General features: G+C 37.3%; 19 protein-coding genes. 1 reads left to right on the top strand and 18 read right to left on the bottom strand.

What is annotated here, in order from left to right; genetic code table 11:
* Positions 1 to 6: 6 nt before the first annotated feature.
* From TRESU_RS13550 to TRESU_RS13465, 18 genes are all read right to left on the bottom strand, one after another.
* Entirely contained in the window at positions 7 to 1,164 is a 1,158-nt protein-coding gene (locus tag TRESU_RS13550; protein WP_245535656.1) for an ISAs1 family transposase, read from the bottom strand.
* A 48-nt stretch (positions 1,165 to 1,212) separates the two neighbouring features.
* Positions 1,213 to 1,425, bottom strand: a complete 213-nt coding sequence (locus tag TRESU_RS13545) for a hypothetical protein (RefSeq protein WP_052299639.1) — start codon at positions 1,423 to 1,425, stop codon at positions 1,213 to 1,215.
* Between the two features lie 11 nt (positions 1,426 to 1,436).
* Positions 1,437 to 1,847, bottom strand: a complete 411-nt coding sequence (locus TRESU_RS13540) for a hypothetical protein (protein ID WP_013702759.1) — start codon at positions 1,845 to 1,847, stop codon at positions 1,437 to 1,439.
* A 1-nt stretch (position 1,848) separates the two neighbouring features.
* A complete protein-coding gene (locus TRESU_RS13535; RefSeq protein ID WP_041612510.1) occupies positions 1,849 to 2,559 on the bottom strand; it encodes a pentapeptide repeat-containing protein in 711 nt (236 codons plus the stop codon).
* Positions 2,560 to 2,594: 35 nt separating this feature from the next.
* A complete protein-coding gene (locus TRESU_RS13530; protein WP_013702757.1) occupies positions 2,595 to 2,969 on the bottom strand; it encodes a hypothetical protein in 375 nt (124 codons plus the stop codon).
* Entirely contained in the window at positions 2,969 to 3,175 is a 207-nt protein-coding gene (locus TRESU_RS13525) for a DUF2997 domain-containing protein (RefSeq protein ID WP_013702756.1), read from the bottom strand. Before TRESU_RS13525 ends, TRESU_RS13530 begins: the two co-directional genes overlap by 1 nt.
* 12 nt (positions 3,176 to 3,187) lie before the next feature.
* A complete protein-coding gene (locus TRESU_RS13520) occupies positions 3,188 to 3,826 on the bottom strand; it encodes a phage baseplate assembly protein V (RefSeq protein WP_013702755.1) in 639 nt (212 codons plus the stop codon).
* 95 nt (positions 3,827 to 3,921) lie between these two features.
* The gene (locus TRESU_RS13515; RefSeq protein WP_041612509.1) at positions 3,922 to 4,374 is read right to left on the bottom strand and encodes a hypothetical protein; all 453 of its coding nucleotides are present in this window, start codon (positions 4,372 to 4,374) and stop codon (positions 3,922 to 3,924) included.
* Between the two features lie 27 nt (positions 4,375 to 4,401).
* Positions 4,402 to 5,535 (bottom strand): hypothetical protein, encoded by a 1,134-nt coding sequence (locus tag TRESU_RS13510; protein WP_041612508.1) that lies wholly within the window; start codon positions 5,533 to 5,535, stop codon positions 4,402 to 4,404.
* 68 nt (positions 5,536 to 5,603) lie between these two features.
* Positions 5,604 to 6,848 (bottom strand): hypothetical protein, encoded by a 1,245-nt coding sequence (locus tag TRESU_RS13505; RefSeq protein WP_013702753.1) that lies wholly within the window; start codon positions 6,846 to 6,848, stop codon positions 5,604 to 5,606.
* The gene (locus tag TRESU_RS15715; RefSeq protein WP_245535746.1) at positions 6,845 to 7,333 is read right to left on the bottom strand and encodes a YARHG domain-containing protein; all 489 of its coding nucleotides are present in this window, start codon (positions 7,331 to 7,333) and stop codon (positions 6,845 to 6,847) included. Before TRESU_RS15715 ends, TRESU_RS13505 begins: the two co-directional genes overlap by 4 nt.
* A gap of 431 nt (positions 7,334 to 7,764) precedes the next feature.
* Entirely contained in the window at positions 7,765 to 8,823 is a 1,059-nt protein-coding gene (locus tag TRESU_RS15710; RefSeq protein WP_013702751.1) for a YARHG domain-containing protein, read from the bottom strand.
* Positions 8,820 to 9,725 carry a YARHG domain-containing protein gene (locus TRESU_RS13490; RefSeq protein WP_041612506.1) on the bottom strand — a complete coding sequence of 302 codons (906 nt, stop codon included), beginning with the start codon at positions 9,723 to 9,725 and terminating at the stop codon, positions 8,820 to 8,822. The genes TRESU_RS15710 and TRESU_RS13490 overlap by 4 nt, the downstream gene beginning before the upstream one ends.
* Before the next feature lie 122 nt (positions 9,726 to 9,847).
* On the bottom strand, positions 9,848 to 10,744 hold the full coding sequence (locus TRESU_RS13485; protein WP_013702749.1) for a YARHG domain-containing protein: 897 nt from the start codon (positions 10,742 to 10,744) through the stop codon (positions 9,848 to 9,850).
* Positions 10,745 to 10,755: 11 nt separating this feature from the next.
* Positions 10,756 to 13,026, bottom strand: a complete 2,271-nt coding sequence (locus tag TRESU_RS13480; protein WP_013702748.1) for a hypothetical protein — start codon at positions 13,024 to 13,026, stop codon at positions 10,756 to 10,758.
* Positions 13,026 to 15,179: a phage baseplate assembly protein V gene (locus TRESU_RS14495; protein WP_013702747.1), complete on the bottom strand. Its 2,154-nt coding sequence runs from the start codon at positions 15,177 to 15,179 to the stop codon at positions 13,026 to 13,028. The genes TRESU_RS13480 and TRESU_RS14495 overlap by 1 nt, the downstream gene beginning before the upstream one ends.
* Positions 15,180 to 15,196: 17 nt before the next feature.
* Entirely contained in the window at positions 15,197 to 15,673 is a 477-nt protein-coding gene (locus tag TRESU_RS13470) for a hypothetical protein (RefSeq protein WP_013702746.1), read from the bottom strand.
* Complete coding sequence (locus tag TRESU_RS13465) at positions 15,670 to 15,987, bottom strand: hypothetical protein (protein WP_013702745.1); 318 nt, start codon at positions 15,985 to 15,987, stop codon at positions 15,670 to 15,672. Before TRESU_RS13465 ends, TRESU_RS13470 begins: the two co-directional genes overlap by 4 nt.
* 147 nt (positions 15,988 to 16,134) lie before the next feature.
* On the opposite strand from TRESU_RS13465, the gene TRESU_RS15245 reads away from it, so the two are divergent.
* Positions 16,135 to 16,284: a hypothetical protein gene (locus TRESU_RS15245; RefSeq protein WP_169309781.1), complete on the top strand. Its 150-nt coding sequence runs from the start codon at positions 16,135 to 16,137 to the stop codon at positions 16,282 to 16,284.

Here is a 16,284-nt window from a genome sequence, read left to right as displayed (position 1 = left end):
GAAATTTTAAAGGAGCCTTAAAACCGTTTGGCGGAACTGGCGGTTTTCCCGAAACCAGATCGTGCGCTTGCTTAAACTGTCCTGTTTTTTATTCTCCGGTTTTTCTGCTTGGCGTAAGATATTTAATGCAAGACGGCGCATAACTGTCATGTTTTCCGGACTATGATCCTTTCGGTGCCTTTTGTAGTCCTCATTGAAAGTCATATCAAGACACCAGTGAAGGCGGTTTTCAATTCCCCAGTGTAGGCGAATTGATTTTTTCACAAGTTCAATGTTATCAAGTGAAGTTAGAAAAAACCTGATGTCTGTGGAAGTTTTTCCATTTACAGTCCGTTCTTCCCGTGCCATGGCAACAGCCTTAAGTCCCGGCCACTCATCTTTATTCTCCAGCCACGACAGGTTCGTGCACAGGTAATACTGCCTGTTTTCAATTCGTCCATGGTCAGGATTACATTCCTTTTCGCTTTTTATAACTCCGTATTTTGCAAGCTCCTTTTCATCCATAGAGAAAAAGTCTTTTACGGCTTCGTGTGTCGTGCTTTGATTTCCTTTCAAAGAAAGAACATAGTCTGCTTTTTTTTCCTTAATTTTCTCGCAGATTTTTTTCTGGCAGCCCATTGCATCGATTGTGATTATCATTCCCCTTATATCAATCAGTTCCAGAAGCTCAGGAATTGCAGTGATTTCATTTGACTTTTCATCTGTCTTTACCTGCCCAAGAATGAGGGACAGTTCATCTGCCCATGCACTTACAATGTGAATTCCCTTTGCTCCCGTGACCTTGTTTGAGCCGCACATCGTCTTTCCGTCGATGGCAACAATTGTTCTGTCCGGTTCAATTTTTACTTTCTCGTAAATTCCATGAGCCCACTTTATAAAAACTTTCTCGATTTTATCTGCGTTCACATTTCTGAAAACCCGGAGAATTGTGTCGGCACTTGGCGGACCGAACTCAAACTTCACCAGCCCCTTGATGGACTCTTCCGCTTCCTCCGCCCATTCAGCTATGTGCTCAATGTCCTTGATGCCGCTTAGCAGCCCGAACAAAACCAGCAGGAAAATATCAGCCAGTTCAAACTTCCTGCACCTTTTTACTCTAAAATCGTCTATTTCTTCCAGACTTTCTCTTAAAAGCATAATTCCACCCAAGGGGAATTTTACCATTTTGTGCATTTTTTAAATAGTAGTTTAGAGATTTAAAACAAAAAATTTTTACATGCGTTTGCCCTGTTGCGTTACACACCGGGACAGCATTACAACATAGTAACTGCCTGTTCCTCTTTTAACCTGTCCGTCCCTCTCTATATCAACAAGATCCTTTACCTTTATAAGCCGCATAGTTCCGCTAACTTTCCGCCCGGCATCAACTTTTATTCCAGAACCTTTTGGCAAGGTAAATCTAAATTCTGTTCTTAACTTTGGCATAATGTCATCCCCTATAATAATTCAAGATTACTGAATCTTCCGTTTTTATTTATTGGCTCAAAAGCATTCTCCGGGTCAGTTGGATTGTCTGAATCTTGCTGCTCTGGAGACTTAGGTAATTCACGCGGCTTCACACTTGTATCAGTAATAAGAACTTTTCTGTCTCCCGTATTCACATATACTAAATCGGCTTCTGTTGAAAATAGCGAAAGCTCCTGAAATTTATATTTTGTTTTTAAAAATTCTATTGCTTGGGCAAAATTATCAAATTTTGTATCAGTCTTTGAGATGGAACTAGAAGCAAGTTCCTTTTCGACATTTCCATGCCCTTCTTTCTCTGCAAGGAGCAGTGCAAGAGTATCTTTCGCAACAGTATCATCGAGATTGTCGATTGCAGCCCTTATTTGTTCAATCTTAGACATCTTAAAATCTCCTTTTTATCAGTTCTTGGGCTTCTTGCTTTTTCAGAAGTTCTATACCTTCCATCGGTGAGCAATACCTGTTTATGGAATAAGCATTAGAATAAGTGTTAATACATTCTGCATCGTCAGTTATCTCGCCAGTACAGTTTATGAATACACACGATTCTGTACATACCCCCCTTAATGGGTAGCCTTCAAAAACACAGTTTATGAAAATACAGTTCTCAAATTTTGCTCCAGAAAAGCCGTTCATTCCAGCTTCATAGGTATTTTCAAACCTGCAATTTTTAAAACAAGAATTTTTTAAGGTTGCGTAAATGCCTTCAAAATCAGAAAAATATGAATTCTGCACTATGCAGGTTGCAAAAACAGCACGCTGCATGGTGCTTTGCTTAATTGTCATATGGTTTATGCTACATTTGTTCCAGCTTGCCTTTATAAGTGTATCTCCAGAATAAGAGGTAGAGCTTATAGAACAGGAATCAAATTTTGTATTCATCAGGCTTGATCTGAAAAACATACAGTCAGAAAAGGAAATGTTATGAAATGCAGCTTCATTTATGTTCGAGTTGTTTACAGTTACCTGTTCCCAGGAATTATCGAATATTCCCATCTCATCAAGAACGCAGTTCACAATTTGCGATTCCGAGATTTTTTTTGAGCATATACGGTCTTGTAAAATATGCTTGTCGGTCAAATTACTAAGAAACATAGTAGCCTTTATTCCTGATGAAGATACCCTTATCATTATTTGTATATACTCATATCTTTATACAAATCCGCAAGTTTTATTTCAGAAATTGCTCCGCAGCTAGGACAGTGTGTTATAATTGAGGATCCGTTTTCTCCGTTTAACTGACGATATAGTAACTGCAGGTAAATAAAATCAGGTTCATATAAATCTTTGATAATATCCTCAGTTATAGGCTTTAAGCCGTCAAGTTCATCAATAACTTTGGTCATCAGAAGAATATCGCGATAGCGCGTGTTCATTCCTACTTCGTCCGCATCCTGTATTTCAAGCTCATCGCCCGTTGTTGCCAAATGTATTTTCCCATTGCGGTATGTCTTTCCATCTTTTTCGTAGCCAAATGGTAATGTGAAGCTGATTGATTCTGCCATTAGTATGCACCGCCTGTATAAACTGATGTATTGTTTTCTTCCTGCTGATAGAATTCACTTTTTTTCTCAAAACTTTTTATAATTCCAAGGCTCTCTTCAAGGTCTTTTGTCATATCAATGCAGGATTTCCCTTTTGCCCCGATTACATTGATTGTAACCTCTCCTGTATTGGAGATTGAGATTTCAAGTTCTTCTTTTTTTGACATTTTATACCATCCTTAATTCAGTGCTATTCCAGAACCTTTCAATGTCATATCTTTGCTTGCCTCAATATTTATTTCCTTGCTGGCTTTTACAGCAAAGTCTTCTGACTCTATTGAAAAACCTTTCTTCGCCGTCAATGTAATTTCCTCTTCAGCCTGTATAGTAATTGCCCCCTTTGCAGAAAATCCGATGTCTTTATCCGTTTCCATATTGACAAGTTCATTTTCGTTATCAATCTCAAAGCGGGTCTTACTGCCACTGGCAATTATCTGTATTTTTTCTTTATCTTCTGTATCATCAAGTATAATCATATTTCCTGATTTCGACTTGAAAAAGGTTAAAGAATTGTTACCATCTCCATTTAGGTCTGCATCTGTGTTTTCTCCCGTTTCTGGAGGTGTAGAGTTTGTATTCCAAAAACTTCCGAGCACAATCTGCCTGTCTCGGGATTTTCCCATTGCAAGAACTAAAACTTGGTCATCAATATCAGGCAAAGAACTAAAACCTATTCCATTTCCTGCAGCCGCAGATAAATAAGGAAGCCAATATGAAACAGATTCTTCTGCAAGTGGCACAGTAATTTTTACCCTGTTTAGATTTTCTTTATCCTTATTGTCCGTTACTTTTGCAATATAAAAAAATGAACTATTCATATCTTCACCTTAAAAATATATTTACCACTTTTTTTACCATTTGGAAATTAGGCAAGGCTTTTTTTAGGAAGAATTTTTTAATAATAAAGTTTATTCTATAAAGTTCTTATCCAAGTTTGGTATTCTTCCTGTCTAGCACATATATACTCTGACAATTTTTTGTATGACAAATCATGCAGTTGCTTGTTTGGCAATTGCAAAATTTCATTGAATTGTATTTCACATGAACGCTCTAATCTGGCTTTTTTTGAAGAAATTGATTTATCAAATAGCAACTCCTTTATCCAATCATCTTCAGTCATTTGGAGGATGCAAAAGTTTTCGGGCAACAATTGTAGCAAATAATAGAGTTTGTTGACTGTATACACTGTCATAAATCCTTTTAGTTCAATATACAGATTTTTATCTGGCAAATAAAAATCAGGCTTGTAAATACCATTTTTGTTAAAAGCCACATTAGTAATACTGAAATTCCCTTTTTCGGGAATAACATAGTTTACATTATGAGATTTCAAGAATGTTTCAAACGACAATTCATTTTTGGACATGGGAAGTCTCTTTACTATTTCTCAGTTTTAAACTTTACTTATAGCCGATTTTGCTTTTTCTAACAGATATTCCTCAATCTCTTTCTGCACATCGCTCATTTTATAGAGGCGGATATATGGCTTTTCTGCAATTTCAACCTTCACAATGAAGCAAGTGCCGTAGACTGGGTGGGCGATGAATTCTCCCTCTGGAGTCTCATCGGGATAATATTCCTCAGTTACTACTGGAATTGAACGTATAGAAGGATTTTTTATGTTCACGAACCCCAGTTTTTCCAGAGTTTCGCTATGAAGTCCTTTATAAGACCATATTGTGAAGCAAACCCAGCCGGATTCTTTATCTACATAATGTACGGATATGATTTTATCGGCCATGTCAACGGTTGGAAGCAACAGAGGGAAAACCGTCATATCATCATTTTCTTCATCCCAAGAAATGACGGTCTTTAATGATTCCTCATTTTTTAGCACCCCGGAAACAATAAAAATATTTTCATTTGAAACTTTCATTATCATCGGATACCTCAAAGATGAATAAAACTGTGTGAACTTGTTTTTGTATGTCCTGTCGGAATAATAGTCATACATACAATATTCATTCAAATATTTATTATTCTTATCGCGCATTCGTACTAGAAGTTTCCCATTTTCAAAACTATATATTACTGGCGATTTATAAAAATTTTCATTTTTCTCAGGTTGCATTGGATGAAATAAAAGCGTATCATTTTGTAAATCATATACAACATAAGTGTATCTCGTTTCATAAACTCCAGTCGCAATGTATGGAAGTAGGAAGATTTTATGCTTCTTATCTAATAAAAGTGGACTTGTGGATTCATATACTTTTGTAAAAAAAGGCATAAAACTTACATTTTTCTTAGTGCCTATATCTGCAAAATGATGTTTCAGCTCGAAAATGCTTGACCAGATTACTCCGACTTCGGGATAAGTTTTTATCCAGCCATCAATCTTTTCTTTGGGAAACTCTACGAGTGGTGTGATTTTGATTTGATTCTCTTCAGTAATCTCAAATGTGGAGAATCTCCCCCACCCGTCGATTGTTGCCAGTTTTCCTTCCTTCCACGGCTCCAGGTTGTGAAAATATTCCTTGCACTTTATCTCCTTTTTTTCCCTTAGGACTAATTCATCTATCTGCATGCTTTTTTCCTGCGAAAAAATATACGGCGAGATTAATAGCAATGTTATGGACAGAAGATGTTTGTGGTTCATTTTCCCTCGCTCAGTGCACTTTTTGCCTTTTCGAGCAGGATTTTGTCTATCTCTTTCTGCATGTCGCTCATCTTGTAGAAGTAAGCTTTATTCTTTTTTGTTTTTTTGTCCAGCATTGTGTACATAAAACACTGACCGTATATCGGATGAATAAAAAAAGATGAATTTTTCCAATATTTATACCTACCATAATAATCATCTATTATGACCAGCGGACTAAAATTCATCGGGTATTTTGAATCGAAATTCACGAAGGCATATTTGAACAGGACTTCATTATTTATTCCCTTGTAACCTTCAAGCCAGAATACTCCCCACCGGCGGTCATCCGATATGCTTTCGAGTGTTTTCATTTTTTTCCCTTTTGGAACAATTGCATCAAGCGGGAAAATCCCGAAGTCATTTTTATCTTCGCTCCATGTCATTAAGGCATAGTTCCTTTTCAGGAGACCGTTTTGATTTCTGTAAATTAAAGAAATCAGAAATCTTTTTTCTTTGTTGATAAATATTTCACTGAAAGCTTCGGGAAACACTTCTGTAAGTTTTTCTGTGAAATCATTTGACCATCTTTCCTCATTCTCTATATTATAATAAAAGTATTTACAGGTATTTTTTTTATAATCAGTTTCATACGCAAGAAATTTCTTTCCGTAAGGCTCAAGTTGAAAAAGCAGTTTCTCACTTATACGAGCAATAATGTCATCATCATTTATAAGTTTTTTTTTCTGATTGTATGTCCAATAAATATGTCTGGCATTATCCTCTACATCCCAATAATAAAAATGCATATACAAATCATTTGGAGAAAGTTCAAATGCACTGTCAAAGTAACCTTTCCAGGATTTAAGTGGAATAAAGGAATTTTTTTTCTTTGTTTTGTTATTGAAGATGTGCATCATCAAGCTCGACCACACGCAGACGGTCTGTGATTCGGGGAAAACCCAGAAATTGTTTGTCGGGGAGCATTTCGGATAATTGCACAGGGGACTCATTTTGGCATAATCCTTCCCGTTTTTATCCACTAAAAATTCTATTGTAGCAAAGCGGTTTTTGTGGTCGATTGTGACAAGCTTATTGTCTATCCACGGCTTGCAAAGCCAGAGCAAATCGATATTGAGTTCTATAGGTTCTGCCATGCTAATTTTATTTTCTAAATATCTATACGCTTCCTTTTCTTCTTGTGAAAAACACGGTAGCAGCAATGCACAGAATAAAGTCATAGCTAAAATTAATTTCTTCATTTTTTTTCAAACTCCTGTATCAGCTTTATGTTCGCCTTGTCAGTTTCTGAGAGCTTTGCATCGCTGTAATCATTGTCCGGCTTGTACCAGGCGTACTCATTGAACAGGGCCTGCAGGTCCTCGCTCTTGAATGTGCGGCCGTGCCGTGCGTACACCGCGTTGCGCCAGATTCTCAACGCCGCCTTGGAGAAGCCTTCCAGGTCCGCCGGCAGAAGCGGCCGCTCTAGCTTTGTGTAGTCTATTCCTGCCTCCGCAAAGAAGTCCGGGCTGCCGTGGATTTGCTCAAGCTCCTCGCTTGATGCGTTTTCGTCCTGAACGTATTTTTGCTGGATGCGGTCGTAGTAGAAAAATTGCCATTTATTATAATATGTAAAGAATTTAATTCCCTGTCTATTTCTATAATTTATAAATTCCATTGGTGAAAAATTTAATGGAAATGGATGTATTACAAAAAATAAATATTTATCTACAGTAAAATCTTCCATGCTGAAATGAATACCTGATCCACCCGTAGCAAAAGAGAAGAATTTATAGTTGCCATCATGGGTAAAATCATATATAAACCCTGAGGTTTGCATTACCTGAAACCTTTTAATTTGTTTTTTTAGAATGGACTCTTCATACGGAAATAAAATATTATTTTTTATTTGTGTTTCAACATAACAATCATTTGATATTATATTAATTGTTTCATCATGATTTATATCTAATATAAAAATATCCTTTTCTTCTTCATAAAAAGATTCGCATACAATCAACCAATATGTATTTATTCCAAAGTGAATGGGAAATTCCAAAGCACATATAGCATTGAAACCATTTCTTCTTGCAATGTTTAATATTTTATCTATTTCCTTTTGTGAAAAACACGGTAGCAGCAATGCACAGAATAAAGTCATAGCTAAAATTAATTTCTTCATTTTTGCTCAAACTCCTGTATCAGCTTTATGTTCGCCCTGTCTATGTCAGTCAGTTTGTCGTCGGTATACTCGTTGTCCGGCTTGTACCAGGCGTACACATTGAACAAGGACTGCAGATCCTCGCTCCTGAACGTGCGTCCGTGCCGCGCGTACACCGCGTTGCGCATCAGGCGGAGCTGAGCTTTATCAAAATTCTTCAAATCATTGTCAATAAGGCGGAAATTAAGCTTAGAAAAATCAAGACCATCATATGCAAAATAATCGTCTGGAATAATTGCATTTGCAATCTGTTTTTCCGTCACATTCTCGTTCAGCTCGTATTTGTTTGTGGAAGGATTATATTCATAGAATTCTTTTTCTATTTTTGATGAATCGTAATCGCTTGTATCTGGCCAGACTGTAAGAAAATTTCCAAAAGTATTTGTAAAAATAAATCCTCTTTTTCCTTCAAGAATGCAGAATTCAATATTTACATCTTGAATATGAGCATAGCTATCGCTGCAAAAATAAGAATCTTTATAAGATTCTGTAAAAGGACCTAATTCAATACCATTCCCCATTCCGCCTTCATAAAACCAGACATAATCTGATTCACCATCAAAATTCAAATCAACAACATAAAAAGCAAGTTCACCACATTTCTTCTTTTCAAGCTGTCTTATTATATTTGGCGGCTCTCTATAATAAAACCTGCTATACCCCTTTTCTTTTCTCCAAGAATCATCATAATAGTCAAAATAAATTGATAATGGCGAAAGAAAAGTAACTCCGTCAGAATAAAATACTTTAAGACTGCTGTCTTCAAAGTATTTTTCTTTTGCAAGCACGAGAAATCTGTCTTTGCCTGCAGAAAAAACATATTTCAGTTCAAATTTAGGTATTTCAGGAAGATCATCATAATCAGTTAATGAAAAATAAGAATCGTATGGCTTTTTTTTTGTTTGCTCTTTCTTGATTTCCTCTTTTATAAAATCCGTAGCTTCAACTTCCTCATAGGAAAAAGCCACAGAAGCAAAAGATAAAAGTAAAACAATCAATAGAATTAGTTTTTTCATTTCTTTTCAAACTCCTGTATCAGCTTTATGTTCGCCTTGTCTATGTCAGTCAGTTTGTCGTCGGTATACTCGTTGTCCGGCTTGTACCAGGCATACTCATTGAACAGGGCCTGCAGGTCCTCGCTCCTGAACGTGCGGCCGTGCCGCGCGTACACCGCGTTGCGCCAGATTCTTAGCGCCGCCTTGGAAAAGCCTTCAAGGTCGGAAGGTACAAGTGGCCGCTCTAGTTTTGCGTAGTCTATTCCTGCCTCCGCGAAGAAGTCCGGGCTGCCGTGGATCTGCTCAAGCTCCTCGCTTGTCGCGCTCTCGTCCTGAACGTATTTTTGCTGGATGCGGTCGTAGTAGTAGAAAACAAATTGTTCTCCATCAAAATATTTCAATCCCTGCCGATATTTATAATTAATAAACTCAGGAAAGAAAGAAAAAAAAGGAAAACACGAAATATCAATAGCTGTTCTAATACATTCTGACCACATATCAACTACTCCTATTTCAAAATGAATATATCCTGTAACACTATCATGAGTAAAAGATAAAATATCATCATTTCCGTCATGATTAAAATCATATTTAAATGCCACATATTCTAATATCTGAAACTTTTTTAGCTGCAAAAATAAATTTGATTTATAAAACCGCTCATTTTTTATTTCAGACAACTTTAAAGGGTCATTAAATCCTAATTCTTTTTCAACATTATCACCTTTAATTACAAGATAAAACATGAAAATTTCATTTCTTTTTTTATGAACCCAAATAACAAGAATCAAACTATAGCCAGGATATATAAATCTACATTCTTCTAATAATTTTAATTCAAATATTTCCTCATTAAAAAAAAACTGAAATTTTCTTGAATAAGAACTAATTATTTTTTTTATTTCTTCAATGCTAGTTTCCATAAATTGCCCTTCGTTATAATCCGCTGTCAGTTCCGCAAATTTCTCCAGCCGATACGAGTCCTTTTGTGAAAAACAAGGCGTCAGCAATGCACAGAATAAAGTCATAGCTAAAATTAGTTTCTTCATTTTTTTTCAAACTCCTGTATCAGCTTTATGTTCGCCCTGTCTATGTCAGTCAGTTTGTCGTCGGTATACTCGTTGTCCGGCTTGTACCAGGCGTACTCGTTGAACAGGGCCTGCAGGTCCTCACTTCTGAATGTGCGTCCGTGCCGTGCGTACACCGCGTTGCGCCAGATTCTCAACGCCGCTTTGGAAAAGCCTTCAAGGTCGGAAGGTACAAGTGGCCGCTCTAGCTTTGTGTAGTCTATTCCTGCCTCCGCGAAGAAGTCCGGGCTGCCGTGGATTTGCTCAAGCTCCTCGCTTGATGCGTTTTCGTCCTGAACGTATTTTTGCTGGATGCGGTCGTAGTAATAGAAACACCATTCGTTGTTATCCGTGGAATAATCATGTTCATACACTTTTATTCCCTGTCTTCCTTTGAACAAAATAAATTCAAAAGCTGGTTGTGTATATGGAAATACATTATTTATGGTTAGAAGCCATTTGTATTTATTATTCATAAAATCAAATGATAATATAAAATACAGAACTCCATTCCCCGCAGAAAATTTCAATATTTCATCATCTCCATCATGGTTAAAATCATAAACAAACATAGAGGATGAAAAGTATCTAAAACTATTTATCTGATAAAACAATGTAGTGTTTATATATGGAAAGACCCCATATTCATTAAATTTTTTTTGATATGTTTCTGTTAAAAATTTATAAAAAACAATTGAATTATTATGTATTCTTGCTTCATAGCAAGTTAAATATCCTTCAGTATCTAAAAAGGTTACAATAAACAACTCTCCATTAAATAAAAGAGTTCTAAGTGCTCTTATTTCAATAAATTCCATTTCTGTTTCTTCGCTAATTTTATTTTCTAAATATCTATACGCTTCTTTTTCAGTCATTATAAAAACTCCTATATAAAATTCTGCTTTATATTACAGTAAAATTTTATGTTATTTAATGAATTTTCTCCAAAGGCTGTTGAAATTTTTCTTACCTCATTGCCATGAGTATTGTTATTTTCATCTTTATAACTTCCTCCTACATGAGCAACCTTTAATGACTTCAATCCTGGATATTTTCCCTTGCAAGGTCTCACCGTAACAAAATGCGGGCTTTGATTCTTTTTTGGATTAGTTTCTAAATTCTTCCATGCCGCAATCACCACATATCCTAATTGTGCCATATAAAACGCCTGCTCAGCAGAGATTTTGCATATTCCTGTTTTTGAGGAATTTTCACTCTGTTCCTCTAAGACATCGCACCAATAATTACTCGGCTTGTACTTATATTTTTCAGTATCCGGGCATTCCGGGAAGTCTTCTTTTAACGGATCTCTGGAGATATTTTTTTTATTCGCTGTTTTTTTTGTAAAATTATTGAAATTTCCGTCAACCTTTATTATTGTTTCAAAAACAGCATGGTTGCAGAAAGTTGTGGCATAATCATGAAAGTTGTAATAGATTCCGCAATTTCCTTGCACCAACCGGAAATCTTTCATAACAAGGTTTTGAACTGAAATTAATTTTTTTGCAAAGCATCTATGCAAATTAAACAGCCAGTTTTCAAAATATGCTGGATGAAAATATATAAATTTGCCGCTGTCTGATACTTCCCTTGGAAATGAGGATGACTTTCCATCTTTGCTCCAAATGCGCATTTTCTCCCATAAATCAGAAGTCTCCTCGGGATGATCAATTGTAAATGGATTAATTTCGACTTGGCTCCATTCTGAAATATGCTGGAATGCGCATCTTATGGTAATGCTTTTATTTTTCTCCAGAAACTGCACTAATTCCATACTTGGCTCAACAGAGTCTATAACATTTTTTTCCCTCATTATTTTCTGCAAGTCAGAGCAATTCTTGACGTCATCGTCATTAGGATTATATGGCGTTAAATCTTTCTTTAAGAAGACTGCTGTGCCATCCTTAAAATCCTTCCAGTAGTTAGAGTTATATTTTATGTCATCTTTTAAAAAATAAAAGTTTTCCCCAGCTTTTTCTATTTTGACAAATTTCTTCCCTTTTGTTGATTCTAAGACTTCAATGCCATTTTCTTGTACCTTAAAGAATTGGAGACTGAACTCTTGCTTATTTTCATTCAGTTTTGAGAATATCTTTTTATCAGGCTGCATGGAATATTTTTTTAACATAACATCCCCTTTTGTAAATATGTATTTATCCCAATACTGTAATTTTTCAGGGTCTGCTTCTGTCCAAAAGGCCTGTAAATTAAACGGATCTAACGTATAAAACAGATCTTTTATATCATTGCTTTTTGTTTTTAGGTATTTTGTATAAACTAATTCGGTATCTATATTATTCGTCAAAGGATTCTTTATATCTATTTTTATCTGATTAACTATATTGTTTTCTTTGTCATGTACATTTATAACATTATCATTGACTTCTATTCTTAGCGACTTTTCTTTCTTATAATCTTCATTTATCTTTACGTGATAACTTTTTACTTTTATATGCAATGACTCTGGATATTTTTCATAATCATCTTTTGAATCATGCAATACGGAGAACTCAGTTTTTTTATTAAAATATAATTCTTCAAACGGCTGCTCTTCTTTTTTATACAAATCAAATTCATTGTTAATATTATCACAATAGTCAAAAATATCAGGCGCAGTAATATTGAAATAGCTTGAATCAGCAGTAATAAAGTATTCAAGATGAACCATATTGTTCTCACCCTCGCTTTTTCCATACTCGCCAACTTTATCATGAGGAAAAATATATTCATCATTCTTTATCTTTTTGAAATCACATAATTTTGAAAAATGCCTTATAAAGCTATAATAGCTGAACATCTCATTTTTAAAGGATATAGTATGTTTTTGTAAAATATATGATGGATTTGAAGACAATCCAATTGCCTCAAGAACTTTTTCTTGTTCATCCTTTTTCAACTTTGTAAAATCAATAGAGGATAGATTCTCATACTTTTCCGCAACTTCCGGGGGAGCCGTCAATATGATTTCGCGGACATATATAATTTTAGGCAGTTTTTCAGGATATATGCTGACAATGCTCTGGCTCTTTTTCAATATTTTCCCTACAAATGGAGAAATAACAAAGTCCTCACTGTCTTTTTTATATATATGTATTCCATTATGCCAATAGCCAGTTTTCGTAACTGGGAAAAAAATATACTTATTCTCTATAGCCATCATAAGCCTCTGGAGATTCCCTTTTTCCTTTCTACAAGAATTGTTGTAGGCTGTGAGCATTTTATATTGAAACCTTTATATATCATCTCAGAATATAACAGCCGTTTGTATAGATATTCTTTATCCTCGAAAGATATATAGTCACCAAAACTAACATTTTTAAAATCATTTACTAAAATATAATTTTGAATTGATGGTATCTCTGAATCCTTTTTATATGTTCCATCAGAAAGTTTTATTTCTTCATCACTATCAATATTTTTTATTATGATGTTATTGAATAGCTGCCCGTCTTCTGTTGCAATTCTAATATTGATTTTTGCCCCTATTTCCACCTCTGAGGATTTAACATTCTTGCATCTGTTTCCTGTAACCTCAAAAGTAAACCTAGGTTTTGCGTCCAGCCTCTCGCCGTTGTAGTGATATGTCCACTCCGCCTCTGCCTTGCCATCCTGGATGTCCGCACCTATGCTTGTGACAAGACTTCCTCTGTCGTCATAAATCCAGAAAGTAACTCCGCCCTCCATGTCCTTGGTCTCGGCATGAAGTTTTAGTGCTTCTCCTACAAGCCCCTTGTCTGCCGGCTTTCCGTCCTTGTCCCGCCATTCCGCCTTCGTTATCTCTGGACGAATGAGCTTCACTTCCAGCGCGTTGCTTGACTTTTCGAAATTGCACCATGCGCAGTGTGCTGTGAATATGAACCTCAGGTTTTCCTCAGGCGGCATGACGCTCTGGTCTGCACGGTACAGCCATTTCGCGCTCACGCTACCGCCTTTTACGGTGAGCGGAAATTTTGCGATTGCAGCGCTGTCCTCAGGCGACTGCCCCTCGCGGAAAACTTGCAGAGTGACCATGTTACCGTCTGCTATGTCCTTCACACCAGCAGAAAGCTCTATTTCCTCGCCCTCCCTGCAGCTCGTCTTTGCCCACTTTACGCCCGTGAACTTCGGCTCTTTCTTGTCCTTTTCTTCCTGCCCGCGCTTCCATTCCTCGGTGTTCAGCGGGTTCACTATCGCCGGCATCGGGATGCTCATCCCGGCCGCCATTATCACGGAGTTGTTCTGTGCCCCCACGTCATTACAGGTGCTTACCTGAGAACCAATAACCGCTGCTTCCTTGCCGTTTATCTTTACCTTAGGACTTGTACCGCCTGTAACTTTTCCTTCTTTCTTCGGATTGTTCTGGAATTTTATCGTTCCAGGCAGCTGCATGTGCATGGAGTCGTCATGCTTCGCCTTGCTGCCCTTCACGGCGGCTCCCTTGTTCCCGATTTTCACGTCTTCCGAGACCTTATCGCTTATCTTCCCGATGAATGGATGGGGAAGCGGCACTGTCGTCGTTCCGCTTCCGCTTGGCACTACCATTATGTGCGTGTCGAACCCCATCACCTTGTCGTCCTGAACGGCTATCTGCCTGCCTTCTGCTGTCACGCCCTTCGTGCCGCTCATCTTGATGTTCTTTCCTTTGAGATTAACTTCCTTGTCGCTTGTGATGTTCACATTGCCTTTTGGACTTATTTTTAATGTATCATCAGTTGTAAGTGCAAATGTTTTTTTTGTCGCAAGGTGAATTTCGCCTTCGCCTTCACATTTGAAATTCCTGCACTTTATGTTTATTCCGCCAAGCTCGTTCTCGACCTTTATCCCGCCGGACTTCCCTATGCTCACCCGCATACGGCCTTCCGCGCTTTCTATCCTTATCTCCTCGCTTCCCTCTTTGTCGATGACTTCTATCCTGTGGCTTCTTGTCTGCAGGAGCGTGCTGTCGCACCTCTTTTCGGTCCCGCTTTCCGGCGGCCGGTGCTCCCTGTCGTATATGAAGCCCAGCACATAGCCCCTGCTCCTGTCCGCCGCCGTGAACACCGCAAGGCACTGCGTTCCGATTTCCGGGAGCGTCCACATTCCTTTTCCCGTCCCACGCCCCTGCCCGATTACCGGAAGCCACGGGCTTACGCTTCCGGGCACTACGGTGTCATAGCTTATCCTTATCCGTCCGAGGCAGTCGGGGTCGCGGTTGTCCGTCACCACCCCCACCGTCGGCGGGCATCTCATGAGCAGCTTCGTCTGGTTGAACTCGCGCCTTCCGCCGGCCCCTTCCCTCGGATCCGGCTCGCTTTCGAGCAGCTTGGTTAGCTTGGCGTTTATGTCTAGCATAGGTTTATATTCTTATTTTATATAATAGGTTTTTTTGAAGACTTTATATGCACAACCTCTATAAACATTTGAACACAATTGTACAAAGCATACCAAAGCAAAATTAATGACACGCCAAACATAACATAAATATCATAGGCTTCAAATTCCAAGAAATATATTTTATCTCCATAGAATTTCTGTATATAAGTTCCTTTTAATAAGGAGAATGCTGTTAAAAAAATACTAATATATGTGCAGGAATTTAATAACAAATCTAAAAGCCAAAAATTATTTTTAAATCTGTAAAAACATATATTTGTATTATCCGTTTCATGTTTATTAAATATGGAATAACATGAAATCATCGTAAACATTAATGCTGTAAATATGAACTTTACCTTTTCAGCTTCCAAAAGGTATCTTATACAAGACATTACTGTATCCTTTAAAAAAATAAAAAGGACACATAAAAAAAATAAACAAAGCGCAACAAGCACTACTTTTTTATTCATTTTCTCTTCCCATTAAAAGCATTCACCGCAGCAGTTTCTTTAATATCCTGAGTCCGGCCAACAATTCCTCCGAGCACTCCGCCAGCCACCACACCTACAGTTCCACCCACTAGTCCAACAACTCCACCAATTGCCATAGAAAGAGCCGTTTTATTTGTTGATTTCTCAGCTTTGATCTCATCAATACTGTAGTCCATCCCTTCTACATTGAATCGCCGCTTTGGAATTCTTACAGATAATTCAGAACGTGTAGTCGAGTCTATATCTAAATAAATTTTATTTTTTGTTTTTTTATCAATAACATATAATCTCATATGATTTCCCCCATATGATTATATCACAAAAGTATGAGGTTTTGAAAATGAATTTCTAAAACCTTCATTCTGTCATAATACTGCATAAAGGTGCTTTAGTCTTGTTTTTTTTGCTGTAACTCACTTTTTCCATATATTATTAGTTGTATGGAGTTAAATTATCCGCCAGAAGCAGTCAGCTTAAAAACCGGGCTTTCCGCAGTTCCGAGCCTTGCGCCTCCATACTTTGCTTCGCAAAGTACGCCTTCGGCGCTGCTACAATCCCTTGTCCGTGCAGGCTCGCAGGGGAGAAGTTAA

Origin of the sequence: Treponema succinifaciens DSM 2489, from assembly GCF_000195275.1 — a bacterium.
Classification (GTDB): Bacteria; Spirochaetota; Spirochaetia; order Treponematales; family Treponemataceae; genus Treponema_D; species Treponema_D succinifaciens.
Note: the sequence above shows the minus strand (reverse complement) of the source record. Positions and strands in the feature narration are given on the sequence as shown.

Coding starts and splice junctions, on each gene's coding strand:
- TRESU_RS13485 (WP_013702749.1), bottom strand. CDS start 10,744: ATGACTGAAAAAGAAGCGTATAGATATTTAGAAAATAAAATTAGCGAA.
- TRESU_RS13545 (WP_052299639.1), bottom strand. CDS start 1,425: ATGCCAAAGTTAAGAACAGAATTTAGATTTACCTTGCCAAAAGGTTCT.
- TRESU_RS13525 (WP_013702756.1), bottom strand. CDS start 3,175: ATGTCAAAAAAAGAAGAACTTGAAATCTCAATCTCCAATACAGGAGAG.
- TRESU_RS13510 (WP_041612508.1), bottom strand. CDS start 5,535: ATGCAGATAGATGAATTAGTCCTAAGGGAAAAAAAGGAGATAAAGTGC.
- TRESU_RS13530 (WP_013702757.1), bottom strand. CDS start 2,969: ATGGCAGAATCAATCAGCTTCACATTACCATTTGGCTACGAAAAAGAT.
- TRESU_RS13550 (WP_245535656.1), bottom strand. CDS start 1,164: ATGGTAAAATTCCCCTTGGGTGGAATTATGCTTTTAAGAGAAAGTCTG.
- TRESU_RS13520 (WP_013702755.1), bottom strand. CDS start 3,826: ATGAATAGTTCATTTTTTTATATTGCAAAAGTAACGGACAATAAGGAT.
- TRESU_RS14495 (WP_013702747.1), bottom strand. CDS start 15,179: ATGCTAGACATAAACGCCAAGCTAACCAAGCTGCTCGAAAGCGAGCCG.
- TRESU_RS13465 (WP_013702745.1), bottom strand. CDS start 15,987: ATGAGATTATATGTTATTGATAAAAAAACAAAAAATAAAATTTATTTA.
- TRESU_RS13540 (WP_013702759.1), bottom strand. CDS start 1,847: ATGTCTAAGATTGAACAAATAAGGGCTGCAATCGACAATCTCGATGAT.
- TRESU_RS13470 (WP_013702746.1), bottom strand. CDS start 15,673: ATGAATAAAAAAGTAGTGCTTGTTGCGCTTTGTTTATTTTTTTTATGT.
- TRESU_RS13535 (WP_041612510.1), bottom strand. CDS start 2,559: ATGTTTCTTAGTAATTTGACCGACAAGCATATTTTACAAGACCGTATA.
- TRESU_RS13480 (WP_013702748.1), bottom strand. CDS start 13,026: ATGGCTATAGAGAATAAGTATATTTTTTTCCCAGTTACGAAAACTGGC.
- TRESU_RS15245 (WP_169309781.1), top strand. CDS start 16,135: ATGGAGTTAAATTATCCGCCAGAAGCAGTCAGCTTAAAAACCGGGCTT.
- TRESU_RS13505 (WP_013702753.1), bottom strand. CDS start 6,848: ATGAAGAAATTAATTTTAGCTATGACTTTATTCTGTGCATTGCTGCTA.
- TRESU_RS13515 (WP_041612509.1), bottom strand. CDS start 4,374: ATGTCCAAAAATGAATTGTCGTTTGAAACATTCTTGAAATCTCATAAT.
- TRESU_RS15710 (WP_013702751.1), bottom strand. CDS start 8,823: ATGAAAAAACTAATTCTATTGATTGTTTTACTTTTATCTTTTGCTTCT.
- TRESU_RS15715 (WP_245535746.1), bottom strand. CDS start 7,333: ATGGAAGATTTTACTGTAGATAAATATTTATTTTTTGTAATACATCCA.
- TRESU_RS13490 (WP_041612506.1), bottom strand. CDS start 9,725: ATGGAAACTAGCATTGAAGAAATAAAAAAAATAATTAGTTCTTATTCA.